Origin of the sequence: Streptomyces sp. NPDC101225 (assembly GCF_044767585.1) — a bacterium.
In the GTDB taxonomy this organism is placed as follows: domain Bacteria; phylum Actinomycetota; class Actinomycetes; order Streptomycetales; family Streptomycetaceae; genus Streptomyces.
In genome coordinates, this window is sequence record NZ_JBIWOE010000007.1 from 43,024 (window position 1) to 68,042 (window position 25,019).

Here is a 25,019-nt window from a genome sequence, read left to right on the forward strand (position 1 = left end):
GTGTCGTCCTCTCGCGGGCCTTGCCGCGGTCGTACGACTGATGCCGATTGGGACGGTCCGTATCGCCGACCCAAACCCTAACGTTGAAGTTTAGGGTTACCAGTGTGTCTGTTCGCTGGACTCTTCCCAACAGGACACTAAGTCGACAAGTGGCGCACGTTCAACGAACACGCCGAACCTCCCGTTTTTCTTTTCACCCTATGTGATCAGCCATAGCGGTGCCCAGCCAGGGTGCTGGCCTGCGCGGATGTGCGTCAACTCCCCGATGACGCAGGGGCGGTGGGAACCGAGACGTCGAAGTGCCGCGCACGGGGCGCCGCTTTCATGAGAGCGGTGAGCGTACGGGCCTTTGCGGAACCCTTCTCGCCGCTTCCCCAGGCGACGGTACGGCCGTCGCTCAACTCCAGTGAGATGTCGTCGAAGGAGCGCACCTTGACGGCTTCGGTCCGCCGGGCCACGGCGGCCGGAACGGCGCCGGCGACCCGCACCGCCTCGCGCACCAGCCGGTCCTCTCCGAAGCGCCGCAGGCTCGCCGCGGAGGAACCCGAGGAGGACGGCGCCAATTCCAGTGCGGGAACGCCTTTCGGGGCCCGGGAAACCGTGGCGAAACGGACACCACCGTCGTCCACTTCGACGAAGTTTCCGCCTTTTTGCACCACCAGAACCGGAGTGCGCTCAACCACTTTCAGGCCGATTCCATGAGGCCAGGAACGAACCACGTCAACCGTGTCAATTCGGCGCAGTTTCCGGGCCAGACGCGTCTCGATCGCGTCGGTGTCCACGGAAATCAGCGGTGCCCCGACGGGGACTTGGGCGGCCTCGCGGACCTGCTCCGGCGTCAGCACCCGGGTGCCGGAGACCGATACCCGCTCCACGCGCGTCCACTGCGAGCCGTACAACAGCCAGACGGCGCCCGCCCCGAGAAGGACCAGCGCGACGGCAAGGATGATGATCGTACGAGGGCGCGGAAGCCTCAACCTCCGTACCGGAGGCGGGCCGGACGACTCCTGCTGGCGTTCACCGCGCTCGGCGGTGGTCGGTCCGGCCACGCTTCCTGCCCTTCGCCTACCTCGAAATACGGTCCCTATCGGCGTGCACGGCCGGCGGAGACCGCCTCGTACACCATGCCGACGAGCAGGTCGTCGGCGTCCCGGCGGCCGAACTCGGCGGCGGCGCGGGACATCTCGTACAGCCGGTGCGGATCGGCGAGCACGGGCAGCACGCTCGCCCGCACCCAGTCGGGCGTCAGTTCCGCGTCGTCGACGAGCAGTCCGCCGCCGGCCTTCACCACCGGCTGGGCGTTCAGCCGCTGTTCGCCGTTGCCGATGGGCAGCGGGACGTAGGCGGCCGGGAGCCCGACGGCGGAGAGTTCGGCGACGGTCATCGCGCCCGCGCGGCAGAGCATCATGTCGGCCGCCGCGTACGCGAGGTCCATCCGGTCCAGGTAACTTACCGGGATGTACGGGGGCATTCCCGGCATCTGCTGCACCTGCGGCAGTTCGTTCTTCGGGCCGACCGCGTGCAGGATCTGGATGCCCGCCTGCTGGAGCCAGGGAGCGACCTGCTGGACCACCTCGTTGAGCCGGCGGGCGCCCTGCGAACCGCCGGAGACCAGCAGCGTGGGCAGGTTGGGGTCGAGCCCGAACATCGCGCGGGCCTCGGGGCGGGCGGCGGCCCGGTCCAGGGTGGCGATGGTGTGGCGCAGCGGAATGCCGATGTAGCGGGAGTTGCGCAGCTTGCTGTCCGGCGTGGCGACGGCGACCTGGGCGGCGTAGCGCGAGCCGATCTTGTTGGCCAGGCCCGGGCGGGCGTTGGCCTCGTGGATCACGATCGGCACGCCCAGGCGCTTGGCCGCGAGGTAGCCGGGCAGGGCGACGTAGCCGCCGAAGCCCACCACGCAGTCCGCCTTGGTGCGCTCCAGGACCTGCTCGGTCGCCTTGATCGTGCCGCGCAGCCGGCCCGGGACGGTGATCAGTTCGGGCGTCGGCTTGCGCGGCAGCGGCACCGCCGGGATCAGCGCGAGCTCGTAGCCCCGCTGCGGAACGAGCGTGGTCTCCAGACCGCGCTCCGTGCCCAGGGCCGTGATCCCCACGGTCGGATCCTGCCTGCGCAGGGCGTCCGCGAGGGCGAGCGCGGGCTCGATGTGGCCGGCGGTCCCCCCACCGGCGAGTACGACATGCACCGAAATTCACCGCTCTCCGGACGAACGCGCCGCCTAGGCGCGCCGTCGCATCGTGTTCCATCTCCGAGGCCCCCGGTTCCGTACGCCTCCCGCCCGCTTTCTACCAAAGCGAGGTTGCCGCACGGAAAGCGCCGCCCGCGCAGCGGGCTCGTCACGCGCGAACGCGATCAGCAGCCCGATGGCGAACATGGTCGGCAGCAGGGCGGACCCTCCGTAGGAGAACAGCGGGAGGGGGACGCCGGCGATCGGCAGCAGGCCGAGCACCGCACCGATGTTGATCACCGCCTGCGCGGTGATCCAGGTGGTCACGCCTCCCGCGGCATACCTGACGAAGGGGTCCTCCGTGCGTCCGGCCACGCGGATACCCGCATAGCCTAGAGCCGCGAACAGGGCGAGCACCGACAGCGTCCCCGCCAGACCCAGTTCCTCACCGGTGACGGCGAAGATGAAGTCCGTGTGGGCCTCGGGGAGTTGGCCCCATTTTTCCACACTCGCGCCGAGTCCGGACCCGAAGATTCCGCCCGATGCGAGCGCGTAGATCCCGTGCACGGCCTGCCAGCAGTCGGCCGGGCCGGACTGCGGCGAGGTGGCGCCGATGCAGGACAGCCGGGCCATGCGGTTGGGGCTGGTCTTGATGAGGATCACACCGATGACGGCGGCGATCGACAGCACGCCGGCGAACAGGCGCGTCGGTGCCCCGGCCAGCCACAGCAGACCGAACAGGATCGCGGTGAGGATGATCGCGGTGCCCATGTCGCCGCCGAGCATGATCAGTCCCAGCAGCATGAAGGCGACCGGCACGAGCGGCACCAGCATGTGCTTCCACTGGTTGAGCAGCTTCTTGTCCTGTTTGCGGGCCATCAGGTCCGCGCCCCACAGCACCAGGGCGAGCTTGCCGAACTCGCTGGGCTGGATCTGGAAGGAGCCGCCGAGCGCGATCCAGTTCTGGTTGCCGTTGACCGACATCCCTATCCCCGGCACCTGCACCAGCGCCATCAGGAAGACGGCGCCCGCGAGCATCGGGTAGGCGAGCGCCCGGTGCAGCTTCACCGGCATCAGCGAGGCGATCAGCAGCAGGACTGCGCCGATCACGGCGGCGAGCAGCTGCTTGCGGAAGAAGTACGAGCCCGGCAGCGACATCTGCAGCGCCGTGATCTGGGAGGCCGAGTAGACCATCACCAGGCCGAGGACGGTGATCAGCACACTGCCGCCGACGATCAGGTAGTACGCGGTCAGCGGCCGGTCCCAGGCCCTGCGGGCGTTCGCGTGGAGCCGCGTCACGGGGTTCTCGCGCGCCGGCCGGGAAGCGGCGGGGCGTCTGGCGGCCCGCTGCACGGGCGGCCGTCCGGTACGGCTACTGGGCATCAGCGCCTCCGCTGCGTCGGTCAGGAGCCGAGTTCGCGAACCGCCTCCGCGAACGCGTCACCGCGCTTGTTGTAGTTGGCGAACATGTCCATGGAGGCGCAGGCCGGAGCCAGCAGCACCGTGTCGCCCGGCTCCGCGAGCCGCCTGGCCTCCTGGACGGCCGCGAGCATCGCCCCAGTGTCGGTCCGGTCGAGGTCGACGACGGGTACTTCCGGCGCGTGTCGCGCGAGGGCTTCCCGGATCAGGGCGCGGTCCCTGCCGATGAGCACGGCGCCGCGGAGCCGCGGTGCCGACTTGGCGACCAGTTCGTCGAAGGTCGCGCCCTTGGCGAGGCCGCCCGCGATCCACACGATGGACCCGTACGCCGCCAACGACGCCTCGGCGGCGTGCGTGTTGGTCGCCTTGGAGTCGTCGATGTACGCCACCCCGTCCACGTCGGCCACGTGCGCGATGCGGTGCGCGTCCGGCGTGAAGTTCCGCAGCCCGTCGCGTACGGCCGCGGCGGGCACCCCGAAGGCACGCGCGAGGGCCGCCGCCGCAAGGGCGTTGGCGATGTTGTGCGGGGCCGGCGGATCGACGTCGGAGATCTCGGCCAGTTCCTGGGCGTTCTTGTGCCGGTTCTCGACGAAGGCGCGGTCGACCAGGATGCCCTCCACGACGCCGAGTTGGGAGGGGCCCGGGGTGCCGAGGGTGAAGCCGACGGCCCTGCAGCCCTCCTCGACGTCCGCCTCGCGCACCAGGTCCTCGGTGGCCTTGTCGGCGGCGTTGTAGACGCAGGCGACGCGATTGCCCTCGTAGACACGGCCCTTGTCGGCCGCGTAGGCCTCCATGGAGCCGTGCCAGTCGAGGTGGTCCGGCGCCAGGTTCAGGACGGCGGCGGAGTGGGCGCGCAGCGAGGGCGCCCAGTGCAGCTGGTAGCTCGACAACTCGACGGCCAACACGTCGTACTGCTCGTCGCCGAGCACCACGTCGAGCAGGGAGACGCCGATGTTGCCCACGGCGGCGGTGCGCAGTCCGGCGGCCTTCAGGATCGACGCCAGCATCTGGACGGTGGTGGTCTTGCCGTTGGTGCCGGTGACCGCCAGCCAGGGGGCCGCGCCGGGGCCGCGCAGGCGCCAGGCGAGTTCGACGTCGCCCCAGATCTCCAGGCCGGCTTCGCGGGCCGCGGCGAACAGGGGCTTGTCCGGCTTCCAGCCCGGTGCGGTGACGACGAGTTCGGTGCCCTCGGGCAGGGTGGCGCCGTCACCGAGGCGCACCGTGATGCCCAGCGCCTCCAGTTCGGCGGCCTGTTCACGCGCGCGTGCGTCGTCGCCGTCGTTGACGACCGTGACGGCCGCCCCGCGCGCGTGCAGCACCTTGGCCGCCGGGATTCCCGAGACGCCGAGCCCGGCGACGGTGACGTGCTTGCCCTGCCAGTCGGTCACTTGTCCGCTGCCCATCCGGCGTAGAAGAGACCCAGTCCGACGATCACACAGATGCCCTGGATGATCCAGAAGCGGACCACCACGAGGACTTCGGACCAGCCTTTGAGTTCGAAGTGGTGCTGGAGCGGCGCCATGCGGAAGACCCGCCGGCCGGTCAGGCGGAAGGAGCCGACCTGGATGACGACCGACATGGTGATGAGGACGAAGAGGCCGCCCATGATGGCCACCAGCAGCTCGGTGCGGGAGCAGATGGCGAGGCCGGTGAGGACACCGCCGAGCGCGAGCGAACCGGTGTCGCCCATGAAGATCTTGGCGGGCGAGGTGTTCCACCACAGGAAGCCGAGGCAGGCTCCCATCAGCGCCGAGGCGATGACCGCGAGGTCGAGGGGGTCGCGCACCTCGTAGCAGGCGTTGGGGTTGGTGAGGGTCTGCGCGTTGGCGCACGACTCCTGGAACTGCCAGACGCCGATGAAGGTGTAGGCGCCGAAGACGAGCACGGAGGCGCCGGTGGCCAGGCCGTCCAGACCGTCGGTGAGGTTCACGCCGTTGGACATGGCCAGGATCATGAACAGCGCCCAGACCACGAACAGGATCGGGCCGATCTTCCAGCCGAAGTCCGTGATGAACGAGAGCTTGGTGGAGGCCGGGGTGTTGCCGCGGGCGTCCTGGAACTGCAGGGCGAGCACCGCGAAGGAGATGCCGACGATCAGCTGGCCGGCCATCTTCGCCTTGGCCCGCAGGCCCAGCGAACGCCGCTTGACGATCTTGATGTAGTCGTCGAGGAAGCCGACCAGGCCCATGCCGACCATCAGGCCGAGCACCAGCAGGCCCGAGTAGGTCGGGGCGTAGCCGGTGATCACCTTGGACAGGAAGTAGGCGGCGACCGTCGCCAGGATGAAGGCGATACCGCCCATGGTCGGCGTACCGCGCTTGCTGGCGTGCTCGCGCGGGCCGTCGTCCCGGATGTACTGGCCGTAGCCCTTGCGGGCGAGGAGCTTGATCAGCAGCGGGGTGCCGACCAGCGTGAGGAAGAGGCCGATGACTCCCGAGAACAGGATCTGCTTCATCATCGGGCGGCGACCTCACCCTCGGTCCCGGTCGCGAGGAGCGCCTGGGCGACGCCTTCGAGACCGACCGAACGGGACGCCTTCACGAGGACGACGTCCCCCGGGCGCAACTCGCTGCGCAACAGGTCGATCGCCGCCTGTGCGTCGGACACGTGCACCGACTCCTCACCCCACGAACCCTCGTTATATGCGCCCAGTTGCAGCCAGGACGCTTCCCTGCCCCCGACCGCGACGAGCTTGCCGACATTGAGCCGGACGGCGAGCCGCCCGACCGCGTCGTGCTCGGCGAGCGCCTCGTCCCCGAGCTCGGCCATCTTGCCGAGCACCGCCCAGGTCCGCCGCCCCCGGCCCATCGCCACGAGCGCGCGCAGGGCCGCTCGCATGGACTCGGGGTTCGCGTTGTAGGCGTCGTTGACGATGGTCACGCCGTCCGGTCGCTCGGTGACCTCCATGCGCCAGCGGGAGAGGGAGTCCGCCTCGGAGAGCGCGGTGGCGATCTCTTCCGCGGACATGCCCAGCTCATGGGCGACGGCGGCCGCGGCGAGCGCGTTCGACACGTGGTGCTCACCGTACAGGCGCATGGTCACGTCGCTTGCACCGGAGGGTGTGTGGAGCCTGAAGGCGGGCTGTCCGCTGTCCGTGAGTCGCACGTTCTCGGCGCGTACGTCCGCTTCGTCGGCCTCTCCGAACAGGACGACCTTCGCCTTCGTACGGGACGCCATGGCCCGTACGAGCGGGTCGTCCGCGTTGAGGACCGCGACGCCGCCGTCCCCGGCCGCCGGCAGGCTCTCGACCAACTCGCCCTTGGCCCGGGCGATCTGCTCGCGGCCGCCGAACTCGCCGATGTGGGCGGTGCCGACGTTCAGGACGAGGCCGATCCTGGGGGGCGTCAGCTCGGCGAGGTAGCGGATGTGACCGATGCCGCGGGCGCCCATCTCCAGGACCAGGAACCGCGTCTCCTCGGTGGCGGACAGGGCGGTCAGCGGCAGCCCGATCTCGTTGTTGAGCGAGCCCGGCGTGAACACCGTCGGCGCCTTGCGCCGCAGTACCTGGGCGATCAGGTCCTTGGTGCTGGTCTTTCCCGCGGAGCCGGTGAGGGCCACGAGGGTCGTGCCGAGCCGGCGTACGACATGACGCGCGAGGGCGCCGAGCGCCCGCTGGACGTCGTCGACGACGATCGCGGGCACGCCGACGGGGCGCGACGCCAGTACGGCGACCGCGCCCGCCTCGACGACCTGCCGTGCGAAGTCGTGGCCGTCCACCCGCTCGCCGACGAAGGCGACGAACAGGCTGCCGGGCTCCACCTCGCGGGAGTCCCGGACGACCGGAGCGGTGACCTCGACGGACGGATCCGGTATGTCGTACGTCTGCCCGCCGACGACTTCTGCGATCTCGGCGAGAGAGAGGGCGATCACAAGTTCATCCCTGGGTCTTCTGGATGGCTTCTCGAAGCACCTGGCGGTCGTCGAAGGGACGGACCACCCCGGCGATGTCCTGGCCCTGCTCGTGGCCCTTGCCCGCGACCAGCACGGTGTCCCCGGGCTGCGCGCGGGCGACGGCGGCGGCGATCGCGGCGGCCCGGTCCTCGAAGACCTGGACCTCGCCGCGTTCGTGTGCTGGTACGGACGCCGCGCCCACGAGCATGGTTGCAAGGATGGCGAGGGGGTCCTCGGAGCGGGGGTTGTCGGAGGTCAGTACGGCGGTGTCGGCGAGGCGCGCGGCGGCGGCACCCATCGGTTCCCGCTTGGTCCTGTCGCGGTCGCCGCCGCAGCCGAGCACGATGTGCAGACTGCCCTCGGTGACCTTGCGCAGGGCGCGCAGCACCGACTCGACGGCGTCGGTCTTGTGGGCGTAGTCGACCACCGCGAGATACGGCTGCCCGGCGTCCACGCGTTCCAGGCGCCCCGGCACACCCGGCACGGCGGCGATGCCGTCGGCGGCGGACTGCGGGTCGAGGCCCGCGGCCGCGAGAGCCACGATGGCGGCGAGGGTGTTGGCGACGTTGAAGGGGCCCGGCAGCGGCGACGTGGCGTCGATCCGCTCGCCCTCGGGGCCGATCGCGGTGAACGTGGAGTGCAGCCGGCCGATCCGGACGTCGTCGGCGCGCCAGTCGGCGTCGGGGTGGCCCTCGGCGGAGTAGGTGACGACCGGGACGGTCGCCTCCCTGACCAGCCGGCGGCCGTACTCGTCGTCGACGTTGACCACGCCGAGCCTGCTGCGCTCCGGGGTGAACAGCTGCGCCTTGGCCTGGAAGTAGTCCTCCATGCCGGAGTGGAACTCCATGTGTTCCGGGCTCAGGTTGGTGAAGACGCCGATGTCGAAGACGCAGGCGTCGACCCGGCCGAGGACCAGGGCGTGGCTGGAGACCTCCATGGCGACCGCCTCGACCCCGCGCTCGCGCATGACGGCGAACAGGGCCTGCAGGTCGGTGGCTTCGGGGGTGGTGCGCTCGGACCTGATGCGCTCGTCGCCGATGCGCATCTCGACGGTGCCGATCAGACCGGTGTTGCTCTTGGTCTTCAGACCGCCCTCGACGAGGTAGGCGGTGGTGGTCTTGCCGGAGGTGCCGGTGATGCCGATCTGGAGCAGATCGCGGCCCGGGTGGCCGTAGATCGTGGCGGCCAGCTCGCCCATCTGCGCCCGTGGTTCGTCCACCACGAGGACCGGCAGGCCGGAGGCCGCGGCGCGTTCGGCGCCGGTCGGGTCGGTCAGCACGGCGACCGCGCCGAGGCCGGCGGCCTGGGTGACGAAGTCCGCGCCGTGCAGACGGGCGCCGGGCAGGGCGGCGTAGAGGTCTCCGGGGCGGACGGCTCGCGAGTCATGGGTGATGCCCGTGACGTCGGCGGTGCGCTCCGGCCTCGCGGCACCCAGCTGACCGGCGAGTTCCGCCAGGGGTGTGGCGGAGACCTGAACCGGCCTGGGCGGCCCGGGGTATGTCACGGATACGCCCTTCTGGGTGGTTTGGGACTGATCAGCGTGTGGCACGGCGGTGAGCGTACCGGGCGCACCCGCCTGCGGGCGAAGCGAGGGCACGGGCGGGGTCTGGTTCCCGGGATCGGGGGTGATCATGGTCACGGAGCGTTCCTGGCTGGTTGCGCTGATCAGGGCTTGAAGCTGACGGGAAGGTTCGCGGCCTTGGCCCCCGTGGGCGGGACCTGGAGGGTCTTCAGGGCGAACTCCATGACCTGCTTGAAGATCGGGCCGCAGATCTGGCCGCCGAAGTAACTCCCAGTCGTGGCGTTCTGGATGGCGCAGTAGACGGTGACCCGGGGCTTGTCCGCGGGGGCGAATCCGGCGAACGACGAGGTGTAGCCGCGGTACTTGCCGGTGGCCGGATCCACGCGGTTGGCCGTACCCGTCTTGCCCGCGACCCGGTAGCCCGGGATGCGCGCCTTGGTGCCCGTTCCCTCCTGGTCGTCCACGACCGACTCCAGCATCTGGGCGAGCGTCTTCGCCGTCTTCGCGCTGACGACCCTGGTCTTCTTGGGCTTCGCGGCCGGTGTGAAGCGTCCGTCGGGCCCCTTCGTGCCGCGTACGAGCGTGGGTTCGACGCGTACGCCGCCGTTGGCGATGGTCGAGTACACGGAGGCCGCCTGCAGCGCGTTGAGGGACACGCCCTGGCCGAAAGGAATCGTGTACTGCTGCGAGGTCGACCACTTGCCGGGCGGGGCGAGGATGCCCTTGGTCTCACCGGGGAAGCCGAGGCCGCTGTAGCTGCCGAGGCCGAACTTGCGCAGGTACGAGTAGAGGACCTTGTTGGCCTGCGCCTGCGTCTTGCCCAGCTGGCCGGTGGCCAGGATGGTGCCGATGTTGCTGGACTTGGCGAGCACGCCGTTGAGCGTGAGGTTCCAGGTCGCGTGGTCGATGTCGTCCTTGAACAGCCGGTCGCCGCGGTGCAGCCGGTTCGGCACGACGACGTGCGTCAGCGGGGTGGCGACGTTCTGCTGGAGCACGGCCGCCATCGACATGATCTTGGCGGTGGAGCCGGGTTCGAAGGCGTCCTCGACGGCCCAGTTGTGCAGGGCGCTCGAGCGGGCCTTGGACAGGTCGTTGGGGTCGAAGCCGGGCGAGTTGGCCATGGCGAGGATCTCGCCGGTCCGGGTGTCCTGCACTATCACGTAGCCGCGGTCCGCCTTGGACTTCGCGACCTGCCGGCTGATCGCGTTCTGCGCGGCCCACTGGATGTCGCGGTCGATGGTCAGCTCCACGTCGCTGCCGGGCACCGCGGGCGTCTCGGTGGATCCCGCGGTGGGCACCAGCCGCCCCCCGGACTGGGCGTAGCGGATCTTGCCGTCCTTGCCGGCCAGGTCGCCGTTGTACTGCCGCTCGACGCCTCCGCCGCCCTTGCCGTCGAGGTTGACCCAGCCCAGTATCCCGGCGGCGAGGTCGCCGTTGGGGTAGACCCGCTTGCTGCTGGGGTCGGCGAAGACGCCGGCCAGGACGTTGACCGTGGACCGGTCCGTCTCCCCCTTGGCGGCCAGGGCCGACCTCAGGTCCTTGATCTGCGTCCACACCTGCGGGGTCTGCCGGCGGGCGAGCAGGACGTAGCGCAGGTCCTTGTTCTTGGGGCGCAGCTTCTTGACGATCGACTCCTGGTCGACGCCGAGGATCGGGGCGAGGAGCGCGGCGGCCTGCTCGGGCCCGTCGCCGACCTTCAGCTGCTTGCGGTTGAACATGGTGGGGTCGGCCGTGATGTCGTAGGCGTCCACGCTGGTCGCGAGGGCCACGCCGTCGCGGTCGGTGATGCCGCCGCGCTCGGCGGCCAGGACATGGCCGACGTAGCGGTTCTGCTCGGCCTTGGCGGCGTACGCGCTCGCGTCCACCGCCTGCACCTGGAGCAGCCGCACCACGAAGGCGATCAGCACCAGGGTGAGGGCGAGGCTGACCATGCGCAGCCGGGGGCGGGGGCTGCCCAGCCGGAGGATCTTGGGGGCCGCGGGGCGGCCGGGCGCCGGGCGGCGGGCCGGGCGGGCGCCGGGACCGGGGCGCCGCTGCGCGGAGGCGGGACGCGCGGGACCGGGCACGCGGCGGCGCGGCGGCTGCCGTTCTCCAGAAGGGTCGGGCACTTCCGTCACCTGCCGGGAGTCGAGGTCGTCGGGGTGGGCGGGGCCGCCGGGGTGGTCGCCTGCTCGGGAAGGGCCGCCGGGGTGGTCGCCCCGGCCGGCAGGGCGGCCGGCGTCGTCGCCCGGACGGGAAGGTCCGTCGGCGTGGCGGAGGCGCTGGGCGCCGGCGTGGACGCGAGGGCCTCGGGCGGGAGCAGGACCAGCGGCCGGTCGGCCGCGGGCTGCTCGGCGGCGGCCGAGGGCACGCCCTTCACGGTGCCGTTCGGGTTCAGGAAGGCGGGGTCGCCGCCGGGGACCATGCCGAGCTCGTGGGCGCGGCGCTGGAGGGCCTCCGGGGCGGAGTAGGAGTCGATGTCGCGCTGCAGCGCCTGTTCCTCGTCGGTGAGGTTCTTGGTGTCCTTCTGCAGGTCGTCCAGCTGGAACGAGCCTTCGCTGACCGCGGAGTTGAGCAGCAGCAGCCCGATCAGGCCGCCGCCCAGGAGGAGCACGACGAGCAGGACGAAGGGGGTGCGGGCCGCCCGCCCGCGGCCCGCGGGTCCCGGGAAGAGCCGTGCGAGGCGGGCGGCCCGCCCCCTCAGTTCGGGTTTCCTACTCACACCGCCTCCAGTGAGTCCGGTTTCCCAACTCGCTCACTCCCCCGCCCGTTCGACCAGCCGGCTCACTCGGCGTCCTCCCTGATGCGCTGGGCTCCGCGCAGCCGGGCGGGTGCCGCCCGCCGGTTCTCGGCGACCTCTTCCTCCGTGGGAAGTTCGGCACCGCGGGTGAGCAGCTTGAGCCGGGGCTGGTAGCGCTCGGGCACGACGGGCAGCCCGGGCGGCGCGGTGTTGGCGGCGCCGGCCGCGAACACCTGCTTGACCAGACGGTCTTCGAGGGAGTGGTACGACAGCACCGCGATCCGCCCGCCCACGTCGAGCGCCTTCACCGCGGCCGGGATCGCCCGTTCCAGGACGGAGAGTTCGCCGTTGACCTCGATGCGCAGGGCCTGGAAGGTGCGCTTGGCCGGGTTGCCGCCGGTGCGCTTGGCGGCCTGCGGCAGCGCGTCCCGGATGAGCTCGACGAGCCGCGCGCTGTTGCGGAACGGCTCCTTCCCGCGCTCGCGCACGATCGCGGAGACGATCCGCTTGGCCTGCTTCTCCTCGCCGTACGCCCGCAGGATCCGGACGAGTTCACCTGGCGGGTAGGTGTTCAGGACCTCGGCGGCGCTCATGCCCGCCGTCTGGTCCATGCGCATGTCGAGCGGGGCGTCCTGGGCGTAGGCGAAACCACGGCCGGCCTCGTCGAGTTGCATGGACGAGACGCCGAGGTCGAACAGGACGCCCTGCACGCGCGCGACACCGAGGCGTTCCAGGACGTCGGGGAGCTCGTCGTAGACGGCGTGCACCAGGGTGGCGCGCTCGCCGAAGGGGGCCAGCCGCTCACCCGACAGGCGCAACGCCTCCTTGTCGCGGTCGAGGGCGACGAGCCGGGCCTCGGGGAACCGCTCCAGCAGGGCCTCGCTGTGCCCGCCGAGGCCGAGGGTGCAGTCGACGACCACCGCTCCCGGCCGCTGCAGGGCGGGGGCCAGCAGGTCCAGGCACCGCTGGAGCATCACCGGGACGTGCCGGCCCTGTCCCTCCCGGCGCCCATCAGCGCCCTCATTCGCATGCGCTTCGCGCCCCATGTGATCGTGGGCCCTCTCAGATCCGGCACGGCCGTACGCACCGCCGGGTCCCCGCCCGCTCGGGAAGGGGAGGCCTGCCGGCGCCGGAAGCGTCAGCCGACCGGGAGCGGGAGGAGGCCGAGCCGTACGTACGCGCCGCGCGCGTGGGGAGGCCGTCCGCGCGTCTGGCCTCCGGGAATGTCAGTCCAGCAGGGAGGGCCTCGCCTCCCGCTTCGCGTCACTTTAGTCCACGGTGTCCCGCGGTCAATCAACCGGCCTGCGCGTCGCGCGGCAGGATGAGTGCGATGCGGCGCGTCGGGGAAAATCACCCGCGCGGATCGGACTCCGCACCCATGTGGGGTAGCTCACATCAGGAGGGTGATGACCGCCTTTCCTCGCCCCCGCACCGCGACCGGAGCGCATCTGACCAGTACCGTCATGGGTATGACGACTTCCGCATCAGCTCCCACCGAGTCCGAAGGCGCCATACGCGGCGGCACCGTCACCGACCGCCTCGTCGAGGCGAACGAACGGTACGCATCCGCCTTCACCGATCCCGGCATGGACGCCCGCCCCGTCCTGCACGTCGCCGTCGTGGCCTGCATGGACGCCCGTATCGACCTGCACAAGGCCCTCGGCCTGCAACTCGGCGACTGCCACACCATCCGCAACGCGGGCGGTGTGGTCACCGACGACGTGATCCGCTCGCTGACCATCAGCCAGCGCAAGCTCGGTACCCGCAGCGTGGTGCTCATCCACCACACCGGCTGCGGCATGGAGACGATCACCGAGGACTTCCGCACCGAACTGGAGGGCGAGGTCGGCCAGCGCCCCGCCTGGGCGGCGGAGGCCTTCACCGACGTCGACCAGGACGTACGGCAGTCCATGCAGCGCGTGCGGACCTCGCCGTTCCTGCAGCACACCGACGACGTCCGGGGCTTCGTCTTCGACGTGCGGACGGGTCTGCTGCGCGAGATCGACCCCGTCTGACCGCCACCCGGCCCTTCTCGTTTTTCGCAAAAGCCGCGCATGCTGGAGCCCAAGCGTCGTAAAACCCGACATATCGCAGCCAGTTGTCCACAGTCGAGTGACACGAATCGGTAACGGCAGCAAGAATGCGGGTGTGACGTCACGCGGAACTATTCACGCGTGGTGTCCGTGTTTCGGGGTGGGCCGGTCCGCATCGCAGAGCGACGGCCCGGAGAAAGAAACGGGCCGAGGAGGGCCGGGTGACGACCTATGACGATCGAGCGAGCCTCACTGATCTGACCGCCACTGTGGAGAGGGTCCGCAGTTCGGTGGAAGGAGTGATCGAGGGCAAGCCCGAGGTCGTACGGCTTTCGCTGACCGTACTGCTCGCCGAGGGACATCTTCTGATCGAGGATGTCCCCGGCGTGGGCAAGACCATGCTCGCCAAAGCGCTGGCCCGGTCCATCGACTGTTCGGTGCGGCGCATCCAGTTCACCCCCGACCTGCTGCCCTCGGACATCACCGGGGTGTCGATCTGGGACCAGCAGCGCCGGGACTTCGAGTTCAAGCCGGGAGCGATCTTCGCGCAGATCGTGATCGGCGACGAGATCAACCGCGCCTCGCCCAAGACCCAGTCGGCACTGCTGGAGTCGATGGAGGAGCGCCAGGTCACGATCGACGGGCAGACCTACGAGCTGCCCAGCCCCTTCATGGTGGTGGCCACGCAGAACCCGGTCGAGATGGAGGGCACCTACCCGCTGCCCGAGGCCCAGCGCGACCGTTTCATGGCCCGGGTCTCGGTGGGCTATCCCAGCGTGGAGGCCGAGCTGCAGATGCTCGACGTGCACGGCGGCGTCTCCCCGCTGGAGGACCTCCAGCCGGTGGCCCACGCGCACGACATCGTGAAGCTGATCGAAGCGGTCCGCGGCGTCCACGTGGCGGAGACGGTCCGCCGGTACGCGGTGGACCTGGTCGCCGCCACCCGCACCCATCCCGACCTCAGACTCGGCGCCTCCCCGCGCGCGACGCTGCACCTGCTGCGCGCGGCGAAGGCGGCCGCCGCCCTGAGCGGCCGGGAGTACGCGCTGCCGGACGACGTGCAGACGCTCGCCGTCGCCGTCCTGGCCCACCGCCTGCTGCCCACCGCCCAGGCCCAGCTCAACCGCCGCACCTCGGAGCAGGTCGTGCAGGAGATCCTGCAGCGCACCCCGGTTCCGTCGGCGCCCCAGCAGCAGGCCGGCTTCGGCGGGCTGGGCCGCGGTGCCCCGTCCTATCCCCAGCAACCGCCGCGGAGGCTGTGATGGCCTTCGGGGGTACGGCGCAGCCGGAGGCCGACCGGGGCGAGAAGGGCGGTGTGCGCACCGCCCTTGCCGGTCTGACCACCCGCGGACGCTCCTTCCTGGCGGCCGGCATCGCGGCCGCCGTCTGCGCCTACGTCCTCGGGCAGAGCGATCTGCTGCGGGTCGGCCTGCTGCTGGCCGTCCTGCCGCTGGTCTGCGCGGGGTTCCTGTACCGCACGCGCTACCGGGTGGCCGGCAGCCGCCGCCTCTCCCCCGGCCGCGTACCGGCCGGCAGCGAGGCCCGCGTCCATCTGCGGATGGACAACGTCTCGCGGCTGCCCACGGGCCTGCTGATGCTCCAGGACCGGGTGCCGTACGTGCTCGGCCCGCGCCCCCGGTTCGTGCTGGACCGGGTGGAGCCGGGCGGCCGCCGCGAGGTGTCCTACCGGGTCCGCTCCGACCTGCGCGGCCGCTATCCGCTCGGCCCGCTGCAGCTGCGCCTGACCGACCCGTTCGGGATGTGCGAGCTGACCCGGTCCTTCTCGGCGTACGACACCCTGACGGTGATCCCGCGTGTGGAGGCACTGCCTCCGGTGCGGCTGGCCGGCGAGGCCAAGGGGTACGGCGACGGGCGGCAGCGCTCGCTCGCCCTGGCCGGCGAGGACGACGTGATCCCGCGCGGCTACCGCCACGGCGACGACCTGCGCCGCGTCCACTGGCGTTCCACCGCCCGCTACGGCGAGCTGATGGTGCGCCGCGAGGAGCAGCCCCAGCGCGCCCGCTGCACGGTGCTGCTCGACACCCGGGGCATCGCCTTCGACGGTGCCGGCCCGGACTCGGCCTTCGAGTGGGCCGTCTCGGGCGCGGCGTCCGTGCTGGTGCACATGCTCGAACGGGGCTTCTCCGTGCGGCTGCTGACGGACACCGGCAACTCGGTGCCCGGCGAGGGCTCCGACGGTTTCGCGGGCGCGAGCCAGGAGACGGCCGACTCGGCCGGGCTGATGATGGACACCCTCGCGGTGGTCGACCACTCGGACGGCACGGGCCTGTCGCGGGCGTACGACGTGCTGCGCGGCGGGAACGAAGGGCTCCTGGTGGCCTTCTTCGGCGACCTGGACGAGGAGCAGGCCGCGGTGGCCGCCAAGATGCGCCAGCGCAGCGGGGGCGCGGTCGCCTTCGTGCTGGACACCGGTGCCTGGATGCGGGAACCCGGCGACGTGCCCGGGGCGCTGGACCGGCATGGGGAGCGGCTGCGGATGCTGCGGGAGGCGGGCTGGACGGCCCTGAGCGTGCCGCGGGGCGCCGCGCTGAGCGAGCTGTGGCGGCAGGCGGACCGTGAGCGCACGGGCCTCGCCGCGACGACGGGGACGATCCGTGAGGGGGCGGGCTCATGAGCGGGCGGGCACGACTGGCGCTGTGCGCCTGGGCGGCCACGCTGATGGCGTCCTGCTCCCTGCTGCCCCTGGTCACCCCCGCCACCTGGATCCTGCAGGCGGCCGTCCTGCTGGCGGTGCAGACGGGCGTCGGCGCGGTGACCCGCCGGGTGCCGCTGGCTCGTCCGCTGACGATCGCGGCGCAGGCCCTGGTCACGCTGCTGCTGCTGACGCTCGTCTTCGCACGCCAGCAGGCCCTGGCCGGGATCGTGCCGGGCCCGGAGGCGTTCCGTCACCTCTCCGACCTGCTCCGGCAGGGCGGCGACGACATCGCGCGGTACGCGATCCCGGCGCCCCTGGAGTCCGACGGCATCCGGCTGATGCTCCTCGGCGGGGTCATGCTGGTCGGCCTCGCGGTGGACACGCTCGCGGTGACCTTCCGCAGCGCGGCCCCGGCCGGGCTGCCCCTGCTGGCGCTCTACTCCGTCGCCGCGGGCCTGTCCGACGGCGCTGCCGACTGGCTGTGGTTCCTGGTCGCGGCGGGCGGCTATCTCATGCTGCTGCTGGCCGAGGGCCGCGAGCGGCTCTCGCAGTGGGGCCGCGTGTTCGCCGGCGCGGCGCGCTCGCCCGGCGGGGAGCCGGGCGCGGTGGCGCCGGTCCGCACCGGCCGGCGCATCGGGGTGGTCGCGCTGGGCGTCGCCCTCATGGTGCCGCTGGCGCTGCCCGCGATGAACGGCGGCCTGCTGGACGCCACGGGAACGGGCGTGGGCAACGGCAACGGCGGGGGCGGCACGATCTCCGCGGTCAACCCGCTGGTCTCGCTGCGCGACAGTCTGAACGTGGACGAGGACCGCCAGGTCATGTCCTTGAGGTCGAACACCAACGACATCTCGAACCTGTACATCCGGATCGTCTCCCTCGACGACTTCGACGGCAGCACCTGGCGGCCCTCCAAGCGGCATGTCACCAGCGTCCCGGACAAGTTCCCGACCCCGTCCGGCCTCGGCCCGGACGTCAAGCGGGCGGAGATCGAGACCCGCATCTCGGCCGCCGACTGGTACGCCCAGGACTGGCTGCCGATGCCGTACCCGCCGAGCGGCGCGGACGTCCCGGGCAAGTGGCGCTACGAGCCGGTCGGCATGACGCTCGTCGGCGACCACGGCGAGACCACGCGCGGCAAGACGTACCTGGTCAAGAGCCTGGACGTGCAGCCGACGGCAGAGCAGCTCGCGGACGCGCCGGCACCGCCCGCCGCGATCAAGCGGGACTACACCAAGCTGCCGGACTCGGTGCCCGCGGTGGTCGCGAAGACCGCCCGCCAGGTGACCGAGGGGGCGACCACCCACTACGAGCAGGCGGTCAAGCTCCAGGACTGGTTCGCGGTCAACGGCGGCTTCCAGTACAGCACCCAGGTGCAGGTCGGCAGCGGCCCGCAGGCGATCGCCCGCTTCCTGAAGGACAAGGAGGGCTTCTGCGTCCACTTCTCCTTCGCGATGGCGGCCATGGCCCGCAGCCTGGGCATCCCCGCCCGGGTCGCGGTGGGCTTCGCCCCGGGGACTCCGCAGGCGGACGGCTCGGTGTCGGTGGGCCTGAAGGACGCCCACGCCTGGCCCGAGCTGTACTTCGAGGGTGTGGGCTGGACCCGCTTCGAGCCCACCCCGAACCGGGGCGTGGCTCCCTCGTACACGCAGACGGACACGCCGGGCAGCAGCCTCCCCGACGTGGCGCGGCCCTCGCAGTCGGCGGGTTCGGCCGCCTCGTCCGCGCCGTCGGCGAGCACGAGCTGCGCGGCCGTGGACAGGAAGCTCGCGGCCTGCGCGGGCGCGCTGCCGGTGGACACGGCCAAGCCGCAGGACGGCGGTCTGTCCTGGTACAAGATCGTCGGATGGGCGCTGCTCGGGCTCCTCGTGATCGCCCTGCCGCTGCTGCCCATGCTGTGGCGGGTGCGGCGGCGCTCGATGCGGCTGGCCTCGGCCCAGCACTCCGCGTCCGGGCGGGCGTCCGGGCGGGGCGGCAGAGCCCGCGGGCCGGGCGCGGGGGCCACGGACGACCTGGACGTGGCGGCCGTGCCGGTCGAGGCTTCGGCGGGTTACGCCGCCCAGGTGGCCGCGCACCACGTGCTGGCCGTCTGGCGCGAGCTCACCGACACGGCCTGGGACTACGGCATCGTGCCGGACGACGCGCTGACCCCGCGGAAGGCGGCCGCGCGCATCGTGCGGCTCGGACAGCTGGACGCGGCCACGGCGGGCTCCGTGCACCGGGTGGCGAGCGCGGTGGAACAGGTGCTGTTCGCACCGGAGCCGCACGCCGAGCCGGGACTGGCCGACGACGTGCGCAGGATGCGGGTGGCGCTGCGGTCCAAGGTCAGCCGGACCACCCGGGTGCGGGCGGTCGTGGCGCCCCGCTCGGCCGTCCGGGCGGCGTGGGAGGCCATGGACCGCTGGACGGCCGCCAAGGCCCGCTGGGCCGAGCGCCGGTCGGCCCTGGCCGGGCTGGTGCGACGGCCCTCCGGACAGCAGAGCGGATGACGGGAACGCGCCGGTGCGGCCGGCGCGCCCCGTCCCGCGGGCGCAGCTGAGGGGGTGACCACCCGGCGGGTGGTCACCCCCTCAGCTGTGTGAACGAAGGTGTCAGTGGCCCTGTTCGTCGCGCCGGCGCTGCCAGCGCTGCTCGATACGGTCCATCATCGAGCGCTTCTGCCGTCCCTGACGGCGCGCGTGCGGGGCACCGGCGGCGGGTTGTTCACCCGGCTTGGGAGCCTTGCGCCAGCCGGTCACGGCGAGCACGGCGCATCCCAGCATGACCAGGAAGCCCACCACGCTGAGCCACACCTGCTTGGCGACCATTCCAGCCATGAGGAGCGCGATACCCACGAGGAAGCCCGCGACCGCCTGGTACACCCGTCGCCGGGTGTACGTACGCAGCCCGCTTCCCTCAAGCGCTGTCGCGAACTTGGGATCTTCGGCATACAGCGCTCGCTCCATCTGCTCGAGCATGCGCTGCTCGTGCTCCGAGAGCGGCACGGAGTCCTCCTCATCGTGCAGTCGCCGGGGCGACCCGGGGGGTCCCTTCAGGATAGGCAGGGAATCGCCCCCGTGAAACCCGCCCCTCTGCGCCAATTGACCAACCGGTGTCCGCCATGCACGCCCCGGCTCGTTGAATGCTGCATTCCCCAACGGCCGACCCGTCATGCCGGGCGGTCTCCCTCGATCATACGGCGCCGAGCGCCCGATCGGGGGGCCTGTGGCGTACTCCATGTGCGGCCAAGTCCCTGATCAGCGGCGCACCGCAGGAGGCGGCTCAGGCCCCGGAGGCCCCCTGCGTCTCGCCGAGCACGTGGAGCTGGGTCGCCACGGAGTGGAAGGCGGGGGACTGGGCCGCCGCCTCCTCCAGCTTCAGCAGCGCCTCCAGGGCGCCGGGCTCGGTGTCCACCAGGACGCCCGGGACCAGGTCGGCGAAGACCCGGACACCGTGCACGGCGCCGACCCGGAGACCCGTCTGCTCGACCAGCGCGGAGAGCTGCTCGGCGGTGAAGCGGCGCGGCACGGGGTCGCCCTCGCCCCAGCGGCCGGCCGGGTTCTCCAGGGCCTGCCGGGCCTCCTTGAAGTGGCCGGCCAGGGCGCGCGCGAGCACCGCGCCGCCGAGGCCCGCGGCGAGCAGGCTGAGGACGCCCTCGGAGCGCAGCGCGGCCACGGCGTTGCGCACGCCCTCGGCCGGGTCGTCGACGTACTCCAGGACGCCGTGGCACAGCACCGCGTCGTAGCCGCCGCGCTCGACCACGTCGAAGAGGCCGTGGGCGTCGCCCTGGACGCCCTTCACCCGGTCGGCGACGTCGGCCTCGGCGGCGCGGCGCTCCAGCGCGAAGAGCGCGTTCGGGCTGGGGTCGACGACGGTGACCCGGTGGCCGAGCCGGGCGACGGGCACCGCGAAGTTGCCGCTGCCGCCCCCGGTGTCGAGGACGTCCAAGGACTCCCGCCCCGTGGCCTTGACCCGGCGTTCGAGGGCCTCCTGGAGGACCTCCCAGACCACGGCGGTACGGAGAGAGGCGCGGGGTCGCATCGGGTCCGACACGGCAGTTGACTCCTCGGCGCGGCACCGCCCCTTGCACGGCGGAGCGAACGGGGTGCCTCCCCCGCCCGGGCGCGGGAGGGAAGGCTGCAGGCGCCTTCCACCCTATTGCCTCCGGCGCCCCGCCCGGTCACTGCGGCGGCGTGCCCCGCCGAACGTCTCGCACGGCGGACGGACTCATCCGGTGTCCGGTAAGCCGCGGTCACTCTCCGCCTCGGTGCGCGGGTGGTCGGCGTCCTGGCGCGGCTGCGGGAGGACGGGCTGGAGGACGAGCATCCGCTCGACGAGGCGCAGGAACATCGCCACGTCCCGTATCAGGTCGTCGGCGTCGCGGCGGCCGGCGGCGCCCTGGATGCCGGCCTCGGCGAGGGCGCGGCGGCGGGCCCCGGAGGCGAACAGGACGCTCCACTCGGTCAGTTCGGGCGCGATCTCGGGGAGCACTTCCCAAGCGCTCCGGATGCGGGCACGCCGTCGGGACGACGGCTCCGGGCGCCCCCGGGCCGCGAGCACCGCGGCGGCCGTGCGCAGGGCTGCGAGGTGGGCCGTGGCGTAGCGCTCGTTGGGCGTTTCGAGGACGGCTGCCTCGTCCAGCCCGGCGCGGGCCTGGGCGAGCAGGTCGAGGGCGGCGGGCGGGGCCGTGGTCCGGCGCAGCACGGGGTGGACGTCGCTCGCCGGGCCGGTCAGTGAGGGGGCAGGGCCGGTGGCGCGGCGCCGGTGGGCGGCTGCTGCGTGGTAGCTGGCCATGACGAACCTCCTGTCGTCTGCGTGACGGCATCGCCCGAGAAGGGGTGCCGTATGTGTCCATCGTGCGATACGCCACTGACAATCCGTTCTGACCTGCGCTTTTGCTTCGATCGAAGGTTCGGGATAGTTTTTGCACTGACCAGTCAGTTCAAATTGCAGGGTGGGGAGAACCGTGTCCGGAGTGGGTGTCACCGCCCGCGGGCTAGGGATCAAGGGGCCGCGCGGCTGGGCCTTCCGTGATGTCACGTTCGCCGCGGAGCCGGGCTCGCTGATCGCGATCGAGGGGCCGTCCGGGTCCGGCCGTACCTGTCTGCTGCTCGCGCTCACGGGGCGGATGAGGCCGGCCGCGGGTGAGGCCGTGGTGGGAGAGCGCAGGCTGCCCCAGCAGATGGCGGCCGTGCGGCGGGTCAGCGGGCTCGCGCACGTCGCCGGAGTCGCCGAGCTCGAACCGGCCCTGACCGTGGCCGAGCATCTGCGCGAACGGGCGCTGCTGCAGCGGCGGTTCGGCGACTCGCTGCGCGCGCTGCTGCGGCCGCGCGGCGAGCGCGCGGCCGAGGCGAGGCTGCGGATCGACGCCGCGCTCACCGCCGCGGGCCTGGACCGGGAGTCGCTGCCCAAGGGCACCCGCACACACGTACGCGATCTCGAACGCCTGGAGGCGCTGCGGCTGTCCGTCGCGCTCGCGCTGCTGGGCCGGCCCCGGCTGCTCGGCGTCGACGACACCGACCTGAAGCTCTCGGACGCCGAACGGGACGAGGTCTGGGCGCTGTTGAGGTCGGTCGCCGGGTCCGGCACGACGGTCGTGGCGGTGTGCAGCGCTGCCCCCGAGGACGCCGTCGTCGTCACCACGGGAAACACCACGGGAAAGGAGAAGGCCGATGCGCTCGCCGAAACTGGCCGCGCTTGAGCTGAGGCGGTTCGGCCGGGGCAGGCTGCCCCGGGCCGCCCTGGTGGCGCTCCTGGTGCTGCCGCTGCTGTACGGCGCCCTGTACCTGTGGTCGTTCTGGGACCCCTACGGCCGTCTGGACCGCATCCCCGTGGCGCTCGTCAACGACGACCGGGGGGCGAGCGCCGACGGGAAGAAGGTCGCCGCGGGCGACGACCTCACCAAGGGGCTGCGGGACAGCGCCGTCTTCGACTGGCACGAGGTGAGCGCCGAGGAGGCACGCGCGGGCGTGGAGGACGGCACGTACTACCTGTCGCTGACCATGCCGGCCGACTTCAGCAGGCGGATCGCGTCCAGCGCGGGCGACTCCCCCGAGACGGGAGCGCTCCAGGTGCGCACGAACGACGCGAACAACTACATCGTCGGGCAGATCTCGCGCACGGTGTTCAGCGAGGTGCGGCAGGCCGCGTCCACCAAGGCATCGCGGTCCTTCCTGGACAAGATCTTCATCTCGTTCTCCGACATCCACGGGGCGACGGTGAAGGCCGCCGACGGGGCGGACCGGCTCAACGGCGGGATCGGCAAGGCGGAGAAGGGCTCGAAGGATCTCGCCGACGGGCTCGTGGACGCCAAGAGCGGCAGCGGCAGGCTCTCCAAGGGCCTGAAGAAGCTCAACACGGGCGCGGGTGCCCTGCAGGACGGCTCCGCGCAGGTCGCGGCGGGCACCCAGACGCTCGCCGACAAGGTCAACGCGGTGGACGAGAAGGCGGGCCCGTTCCTGAAGGACAACGAGAAGACCATCGGGGACACCGCCCGGCTGGTCGCCGACTCCTCCAAGGCGATCCGCCACCACCTCGCCACCCTGGTCAGGACGGCCCCGGCCGCCGCCAAGGGCGCGCACACGGCCTCCGCGACGCTGGACGACGTCTACCGGGCGCGCTGCGAGCAGCCCGTCCTGCCGGACGCCGCCTGCTCCGACCTGAAGAAGGCGAAGGAGGCCGCCGACGACGTGGCGACGATCGCCGACGACCTCAACACACTGATCGGCGACCAGGACGGCGACCTGAAGAAGCTCGACCGGAACCTGGCCACCCTCCAGGAGCAGGCCCGGGCGCTCGCGAAGAGCGCGCCGCACCTCTCGGAGGACCTCGACGACGCCGTCTCCAGGATCAACAAGCTGAACGACGGGGCCGCCAAGGTCGCCGCGGGCGCCAAGAAGCTGCACAAGGGGCTCGGCACCGCCTCGGGCGGCGCGGCCGACCTCGACGCGGGGGTCGGCAAGCTGAAGACCGGCGCCCAGGACCTCGACGGCGGCCTGTTCAAGCTCGTCGACGGCTCGGGCAGGCTCGCGGGCGGGCTGCACGACGGCGCCGGGAGGATCCCGGACTACGACAAGAAGGACCGCGACCGGCGCACCGAGGTGATGGCCGACCCCGTCCACCTGGCCTCCGAGGACCTGCACAAGGCGCCCAACTACGGCACCGGGTTCGCCCCGTACTTCATCCCGCTGTCCCTGTGGGTGGGCGCGATGGTGGCGTACATGCTGATCCCGCCGATGAACCGGCGCGCCCTCGCCACCGGCGCCCCGGCCTGGCGGATCGCGTTCGCGGGCTGGCTCCCGGTGGTGGCGATCGGCGTGCTGCAGACGGTGTCCCTGATGGCGGTGCTGCACTGGGCGATCGGCCTGCAGATGGCGCGGGCGGCCGGCACGGTCGGCTTCCTCTTCCTGGTGACGGCGTGCTTCGGGGCGATCGTGCAGTGGCTGAACGCGCGCTTCGGAGCGGCGGGCCGGATCCTCGTCCTCGCCCTGCTGATGCTCCAGTTGACGTCCGCGGGCGGCACGTACCCGGTGCAGACCAGCCCCGGCTTCTTCAACGCGCTGCACCCCTTCCTGCCGATGAGCTACGTCGTGGAGGCCCTGCGGCGGCTCATCACGGGCGGCGGCCTGGGACCGGTGTGGCACGCGTGCGTGGTGCTCACCGCGTTCACCGCGGGCGCCCTCGCGCTCACCGCGGTGTCGGCCCGCCGCCGGCAGGTGTGGACGCTGGACCGGCTGCACCCGGAGCTGACGCTGTGAGGGCCGCGGTGCCGTCCGGGGCTTCGGCTCCTGTGACAATCAGGGCCATGGAAAGCAGCAGCACCGCCTCGGGCGGCAGCACGCGCCGCGAGGCCACCCGGCAGAAGCTCTACGAGGCGGCCGTCACGCTCATCGCCGAGCAGGGCTTCTCCGCCACCACGGTGGACGAGATCGCCGAGCGGGCCGGTGTCGCGAAGGGCACCGTCTACTACAACTTCGCGAGCAAGTCCGTCCTCTTCGAGGAGCTGCTGCGGCACGGCGTCGGACTCCTCGCCGCCTCCTTGCGGGAGGCGGCCGAGCGGACGGCCCGGGACGGCGGGAGCAAGGTGGACGCCCTGGACGCGATGATCCGCGCCGGCCTCGTCTTCATCGACCGCTATCCCGCCTTCACGCAGCTCTACGTGGCCGAGATGTGGCGTACCAACAGGGCCTGGCAGTCGACGCTGATGGTGGTCAGGCAGCAGGCGGTCTCGGTCGTCGAGGACGTGCTGCGCGAGGGCGTGGCGGGAGGCGAGCTCAGCGACGAGATCGACGTGCCGCTGACCGCGTCGGCACTGGTCGGCATGGTCCTGGTGGCCGCGCTGGACTGGCAGTCCTTCCAGCCGGAGCGCTCCCTGGACGACGTGCACGCGGCGCTGTCCCGGCTGCTCCAGGGGCGCGTGAGCGGACCCGGCCGCCGCTGAGCACGCCGGCGGGCGGCTGAGCACGGCGGGAAGAGAGCGACGGCACGGACACGAAGGCGCCGGTGCGCGCCGGCCGCGTCCCCCGCGGGCCACCTCGCACCGGCGCCTTCTCGTGCTCCCCCGTACTCACTTCCCCCCGTTGGGCCCCCGTTCTCGGTCGTTCCCCCGGGTTCCCCCGTGTCTCGCTCCCGCCGACGCG

At 72.0% G+C, this 25,019-nt stretch carries 20 protein-coding genes; 7 read left to right on the forward strand and 13 right to left on the reverse strand.

Translation table 11 applies throughout. The features are described from left to right. Positions 1 to 254: 254 nt before the first annotated feature. The 10 genes from ACIRPX_RS12470 to rsmH form a co-directional block, all read right to left on the reverse strand. Entirely contained in the window at positions 255 to 1,049 is a 795-nt protein-coding gene (locus ACIRPX_RS12470) for a cell division protein FtsQ/DivIB (protein WP_404192252.1), read from the reverse strand. Positions 1,050 to 1,084: 35 nt separating this feature from the next. Then, entirely contained in the window at positions 1,085 to 2,182 is a 1,098-nt protein-coding gene (murG, locus tag ACIRPX_RS12475) for an undecaprenyldiphospho-muramoylpentapeptide beta-N-acetylglucosaminyltransferase (RefSeq protein ID WP_404192254.1), read from the reverse strand. A gap of 33 nt (positions 2,183 to 2,215) precedes the next feature. Next, on the reverse strand, positions 2,216 to 3,547 hold the full coding sequence (gene ftsW / locus ACIRPX_RS12480; protein WP_404192257.1) for a putative lipid II flippase FtsW: 1,332 nt from the start codon (positions 3,545 to 3,547) through the stop codon (positions 2,216 to 2,218). A 20-nt stretch (positions 3,548 to 3,567) separates the two neighbouring features. Beyond that, on the reverse strand, positions 3,568 to 4,986 hold the full coding sequence (gene murD, locus ACIRPX_RS12485; RefSeq protein WP_404192260.1) for a UDP-N-acetylmuramoyl-L-alanine--D-glutamate ligase: 1,419 nt from the start codon (positions 4,984 to 4,986) through the stop codon (positions 3,568 to 3,570). Next, positions 4,968 to 6,038, reverse strand: coding sequence for a phospho-N-acetylmuramoyl-pentapeptide-transferase (gene mraY / locus ACIRPX_RS12490; RefSeq protein WP_399141042.1), 1,071 nt, complete (start codon positions 6,036 to 6,038; stop codon positions 4,968 to 4,970). The genes murD and mraY overlap by 19 nt, the downstream gene beginning before the upstream one ends. Next, positions 6,038 to 7,453, reverse strand: a complete 1,416-nt coding sequence (gene murF, locus ACIRPX_RS12495; RefSeq protein WP_404192263.1) for a UDP-N-acetylmuramoyl-tripeptide--D-alanyl-D-alanine ligase — start codon at positions 7,451 to 7,453, stop codon at positions 6,038 to 6,040. Before murF ends, mraY begins: the two co-directional genes overlap by 1 nt. Before the next feature lie 4 nt (positions 7,454 to 7,457). Further along, on the reverse strand, positions 7,458 to 8,978 hold the full coding sequence (locus ACIRPX_RS12500; protein ID WP_404192267.1) for a UDP-N-acetylmuramoyl-L-alanyl-D-glutamate--2,6-diaminopimelate ligase: 1,521 nt from the start codon (positions 8,976 to 8,978) through the stop codon (positions 7,458 to 7,460). A 161-nt stretch (positions 8,979 to 9,139) separates the two neighbouring features. Continuing rightward, entirely contained in the window at positions 9,140 to 11,104 is a 1,965-nt protein-coding gene (locus tag ACIRPX_RS12505) for a peptidoglycan D,D-transpeptidase FtsI family protein (protein WP_404192270.1), read from the reverse strand. A gap of 5 nt (positions 11,105 to 11,109) precedes the next feature. Continuing rightward, positions 11,110 to 11,697: a septum formation initiator family protein gene (locus ACIRPX_RS12510; protein WP_404192273.1), complete on the reverse strand. Its 588-nt coding sequence runs from the start codon at positions 11,695 to 11,697 to the stop codon at positions 11,110 to 11,112. Positions 11,698 to 11,759: 62 nt separating this feature from the next. Further along, complete coding sequence (gene rsmH, locus ACIRPX_RS12515) at positions 11,760 to 12,761, reverse strand: 16S rRNA (cytosine(1402)-N(4))-methyltransferase RsmH (protein ID WP_404192276.1); 1,002 nt, start codon at positions 12,759 to 12,761, stop codon at positions 11,760 to 11,762. A gap of 423 nt (positions 12,762 to 13,184) precedes the next feature. On the opposite strand from rsmH, the gene ACIRPX_RS12520 reads away from it, so the two are divergent. The 4 genes from ACIRPX_RS12520 to ACIRPX_RS12535 all read left to right on the forward strand — a co-directional run bounded on the left by ACIRPX_RS12520 (position 13,185) and on the right by ACIRPX_RS12535 (position 18,890). Next, positions 13,185 to 13,730: a beta-class carbonic anhydrase gene (locus tag ACIRPX_RS12520; protein WP_404192278.1), complete on the forward strand. Its 546-nt coding sequence runs from the start codon at positions 13,185 to 13,187 to the stop codon at positions 13,728 to 13,730. A 239-nt stretch (positions 13,731 to 13,969) separates the two neighbouring features. Continuing rightward, positions 13,970 to 15,010, forward strand: a complete 1,041-nt coding sequence (locus ACIRPX_RS12525; protein WP_404192280.1) for an AAA family ATPase — start codon at positions 13,970 to 13,972, stop codon at positions 15,008 to 15,010. After that, the gene (locus tag ACIRPX_RS12530) at positions 15,010 to 16,383 is read left to right on the forward strand and encodes a DUF58 domain-containing protein (RefSeq protein ID WP_404192283.1); all 1,374 of its coding nucleotides are present in this window, start codon (positions 15,010 to 15,012) and stop codon (positions 16,381 to 16,383) included. The genes ACIRPX_RS12525 and ACIRPX_RS12530 overlap by 1 nt, the downstream gene beginning before the upstream one ends. After that, positions 16,380 to 18,890: a DUF3488 and DUF4129 domain-containing transglutaminase family protein gene (locus tag ACIRPX_RS12535; protein WP_404192285.1), complete on the forward strand. Its 2,511-nt coding sequence runs from the start codon at positions 16,380 to 16,382 to the stop codon at positions 18,888 to 18,890. Before ACIRPX_RS12530 ends, ACIRPX_RS12535 begins: the two co-directional genes overlap by 4 nt. Positions 18,891 to 18,992: 102 nt before the next feature. Here ACIRPX_RS12535 and ACIRPX_RS12540 read toward each other — a convergent pair whose 3' ends face one another. The 3 genes from ACIRPX_RS12540 to ACIRPX_RS12550 form a co-directional block, all read right to left on the reverse strand. Next, positions 18,993 to 19,385 (reverse strand): DUF3040 domain-containing protein, encoded by a 393-nt coding sequence (locus ACIRPX_RS12540; protein WP_232648209.1) that lies wholly within the window; start codon positions 19,383 to 19,385, stop codon positions 18,993 to 18,995. A 277-nt stretch (positions 19,386 to 19,662) separates the two neighbouring features. After that, positions 19,663 to 20,433 carry a methyltransferase gene (locus ACIRPX_RS12545; protein ID WP_404192288.1) on the reverse strand — a complete coding sequence of 257 codons (771 nt, stop codon included), beginning with the start codon at positions 20,431 to 20,433 and terminating at the stop codon, positions 19,663 to 19,665. Positions 20,434 to 20,607: 174 nt separating this feature from the next. Continuing rightward, a complete protein-coding gene (locus ACIRPX_RS12550; protein ID WP_404192291.1) occupies positions 20,608 to 21,174 on the reverse strand; it encodes an SAV_6107 family HEPN domain-containing protein in 567 nt (188 codons plus the stop codon). Positions 21,175 to 21,346: 172 nt separating this feature from the next. On the opposite strand from ACIRPX_RS12550, the gene ACIRPX_RS12555 reads away from it, so the two are divergent. Genes ACIRPX_RS12555 through ACIRPX_RS12565 form a run of 3 tightly spaced genes read left to right on the forward strand, consistent with a single transcriptional unit; the run spans position 21,347 to position 24,820 of the window. After that, a complete protein-coding gene (locus ACIRPX_RS12555) occupies positions 21,347 to 22,081 on the forward strand; it encodes an ATP-binding cassette domain-containing protein (protein ID WP_404192293.1) in 735 nt (244 codons plus the stop codon). Beyond that, positions 22,053 to 24,137, forward strand: a complete 2,085-nt coding sequence (locus tag ACIRPX_RS12560) for a YhgE/Pip family protein (protein WP_404192296.1) — start codon at positions 22,053 to 22,055, stop codon at positions 24,135 to 24,137. The genes ACIRPX_RS12555 and ACIRPX_RS12560 overlap by 29 nt, the downstream gene beginning before the upstream one ends. A 47-nt stretch (positions 24,138 to 24,184) precedes the next feature. After that, complete coding sequence (locus ACIRPX_RS12565; protein ID WP_404192300.1) at positions 24,185 to 24,820, forward strand: TetR/AcrR family transcriptional regulator; 636 nt, start codon at positions 24,185 to 24,187, stop codon at positions 24,818 to 24,820. Positions 24,821 to 25,019 lie beyond the last annotated feature (199 nt).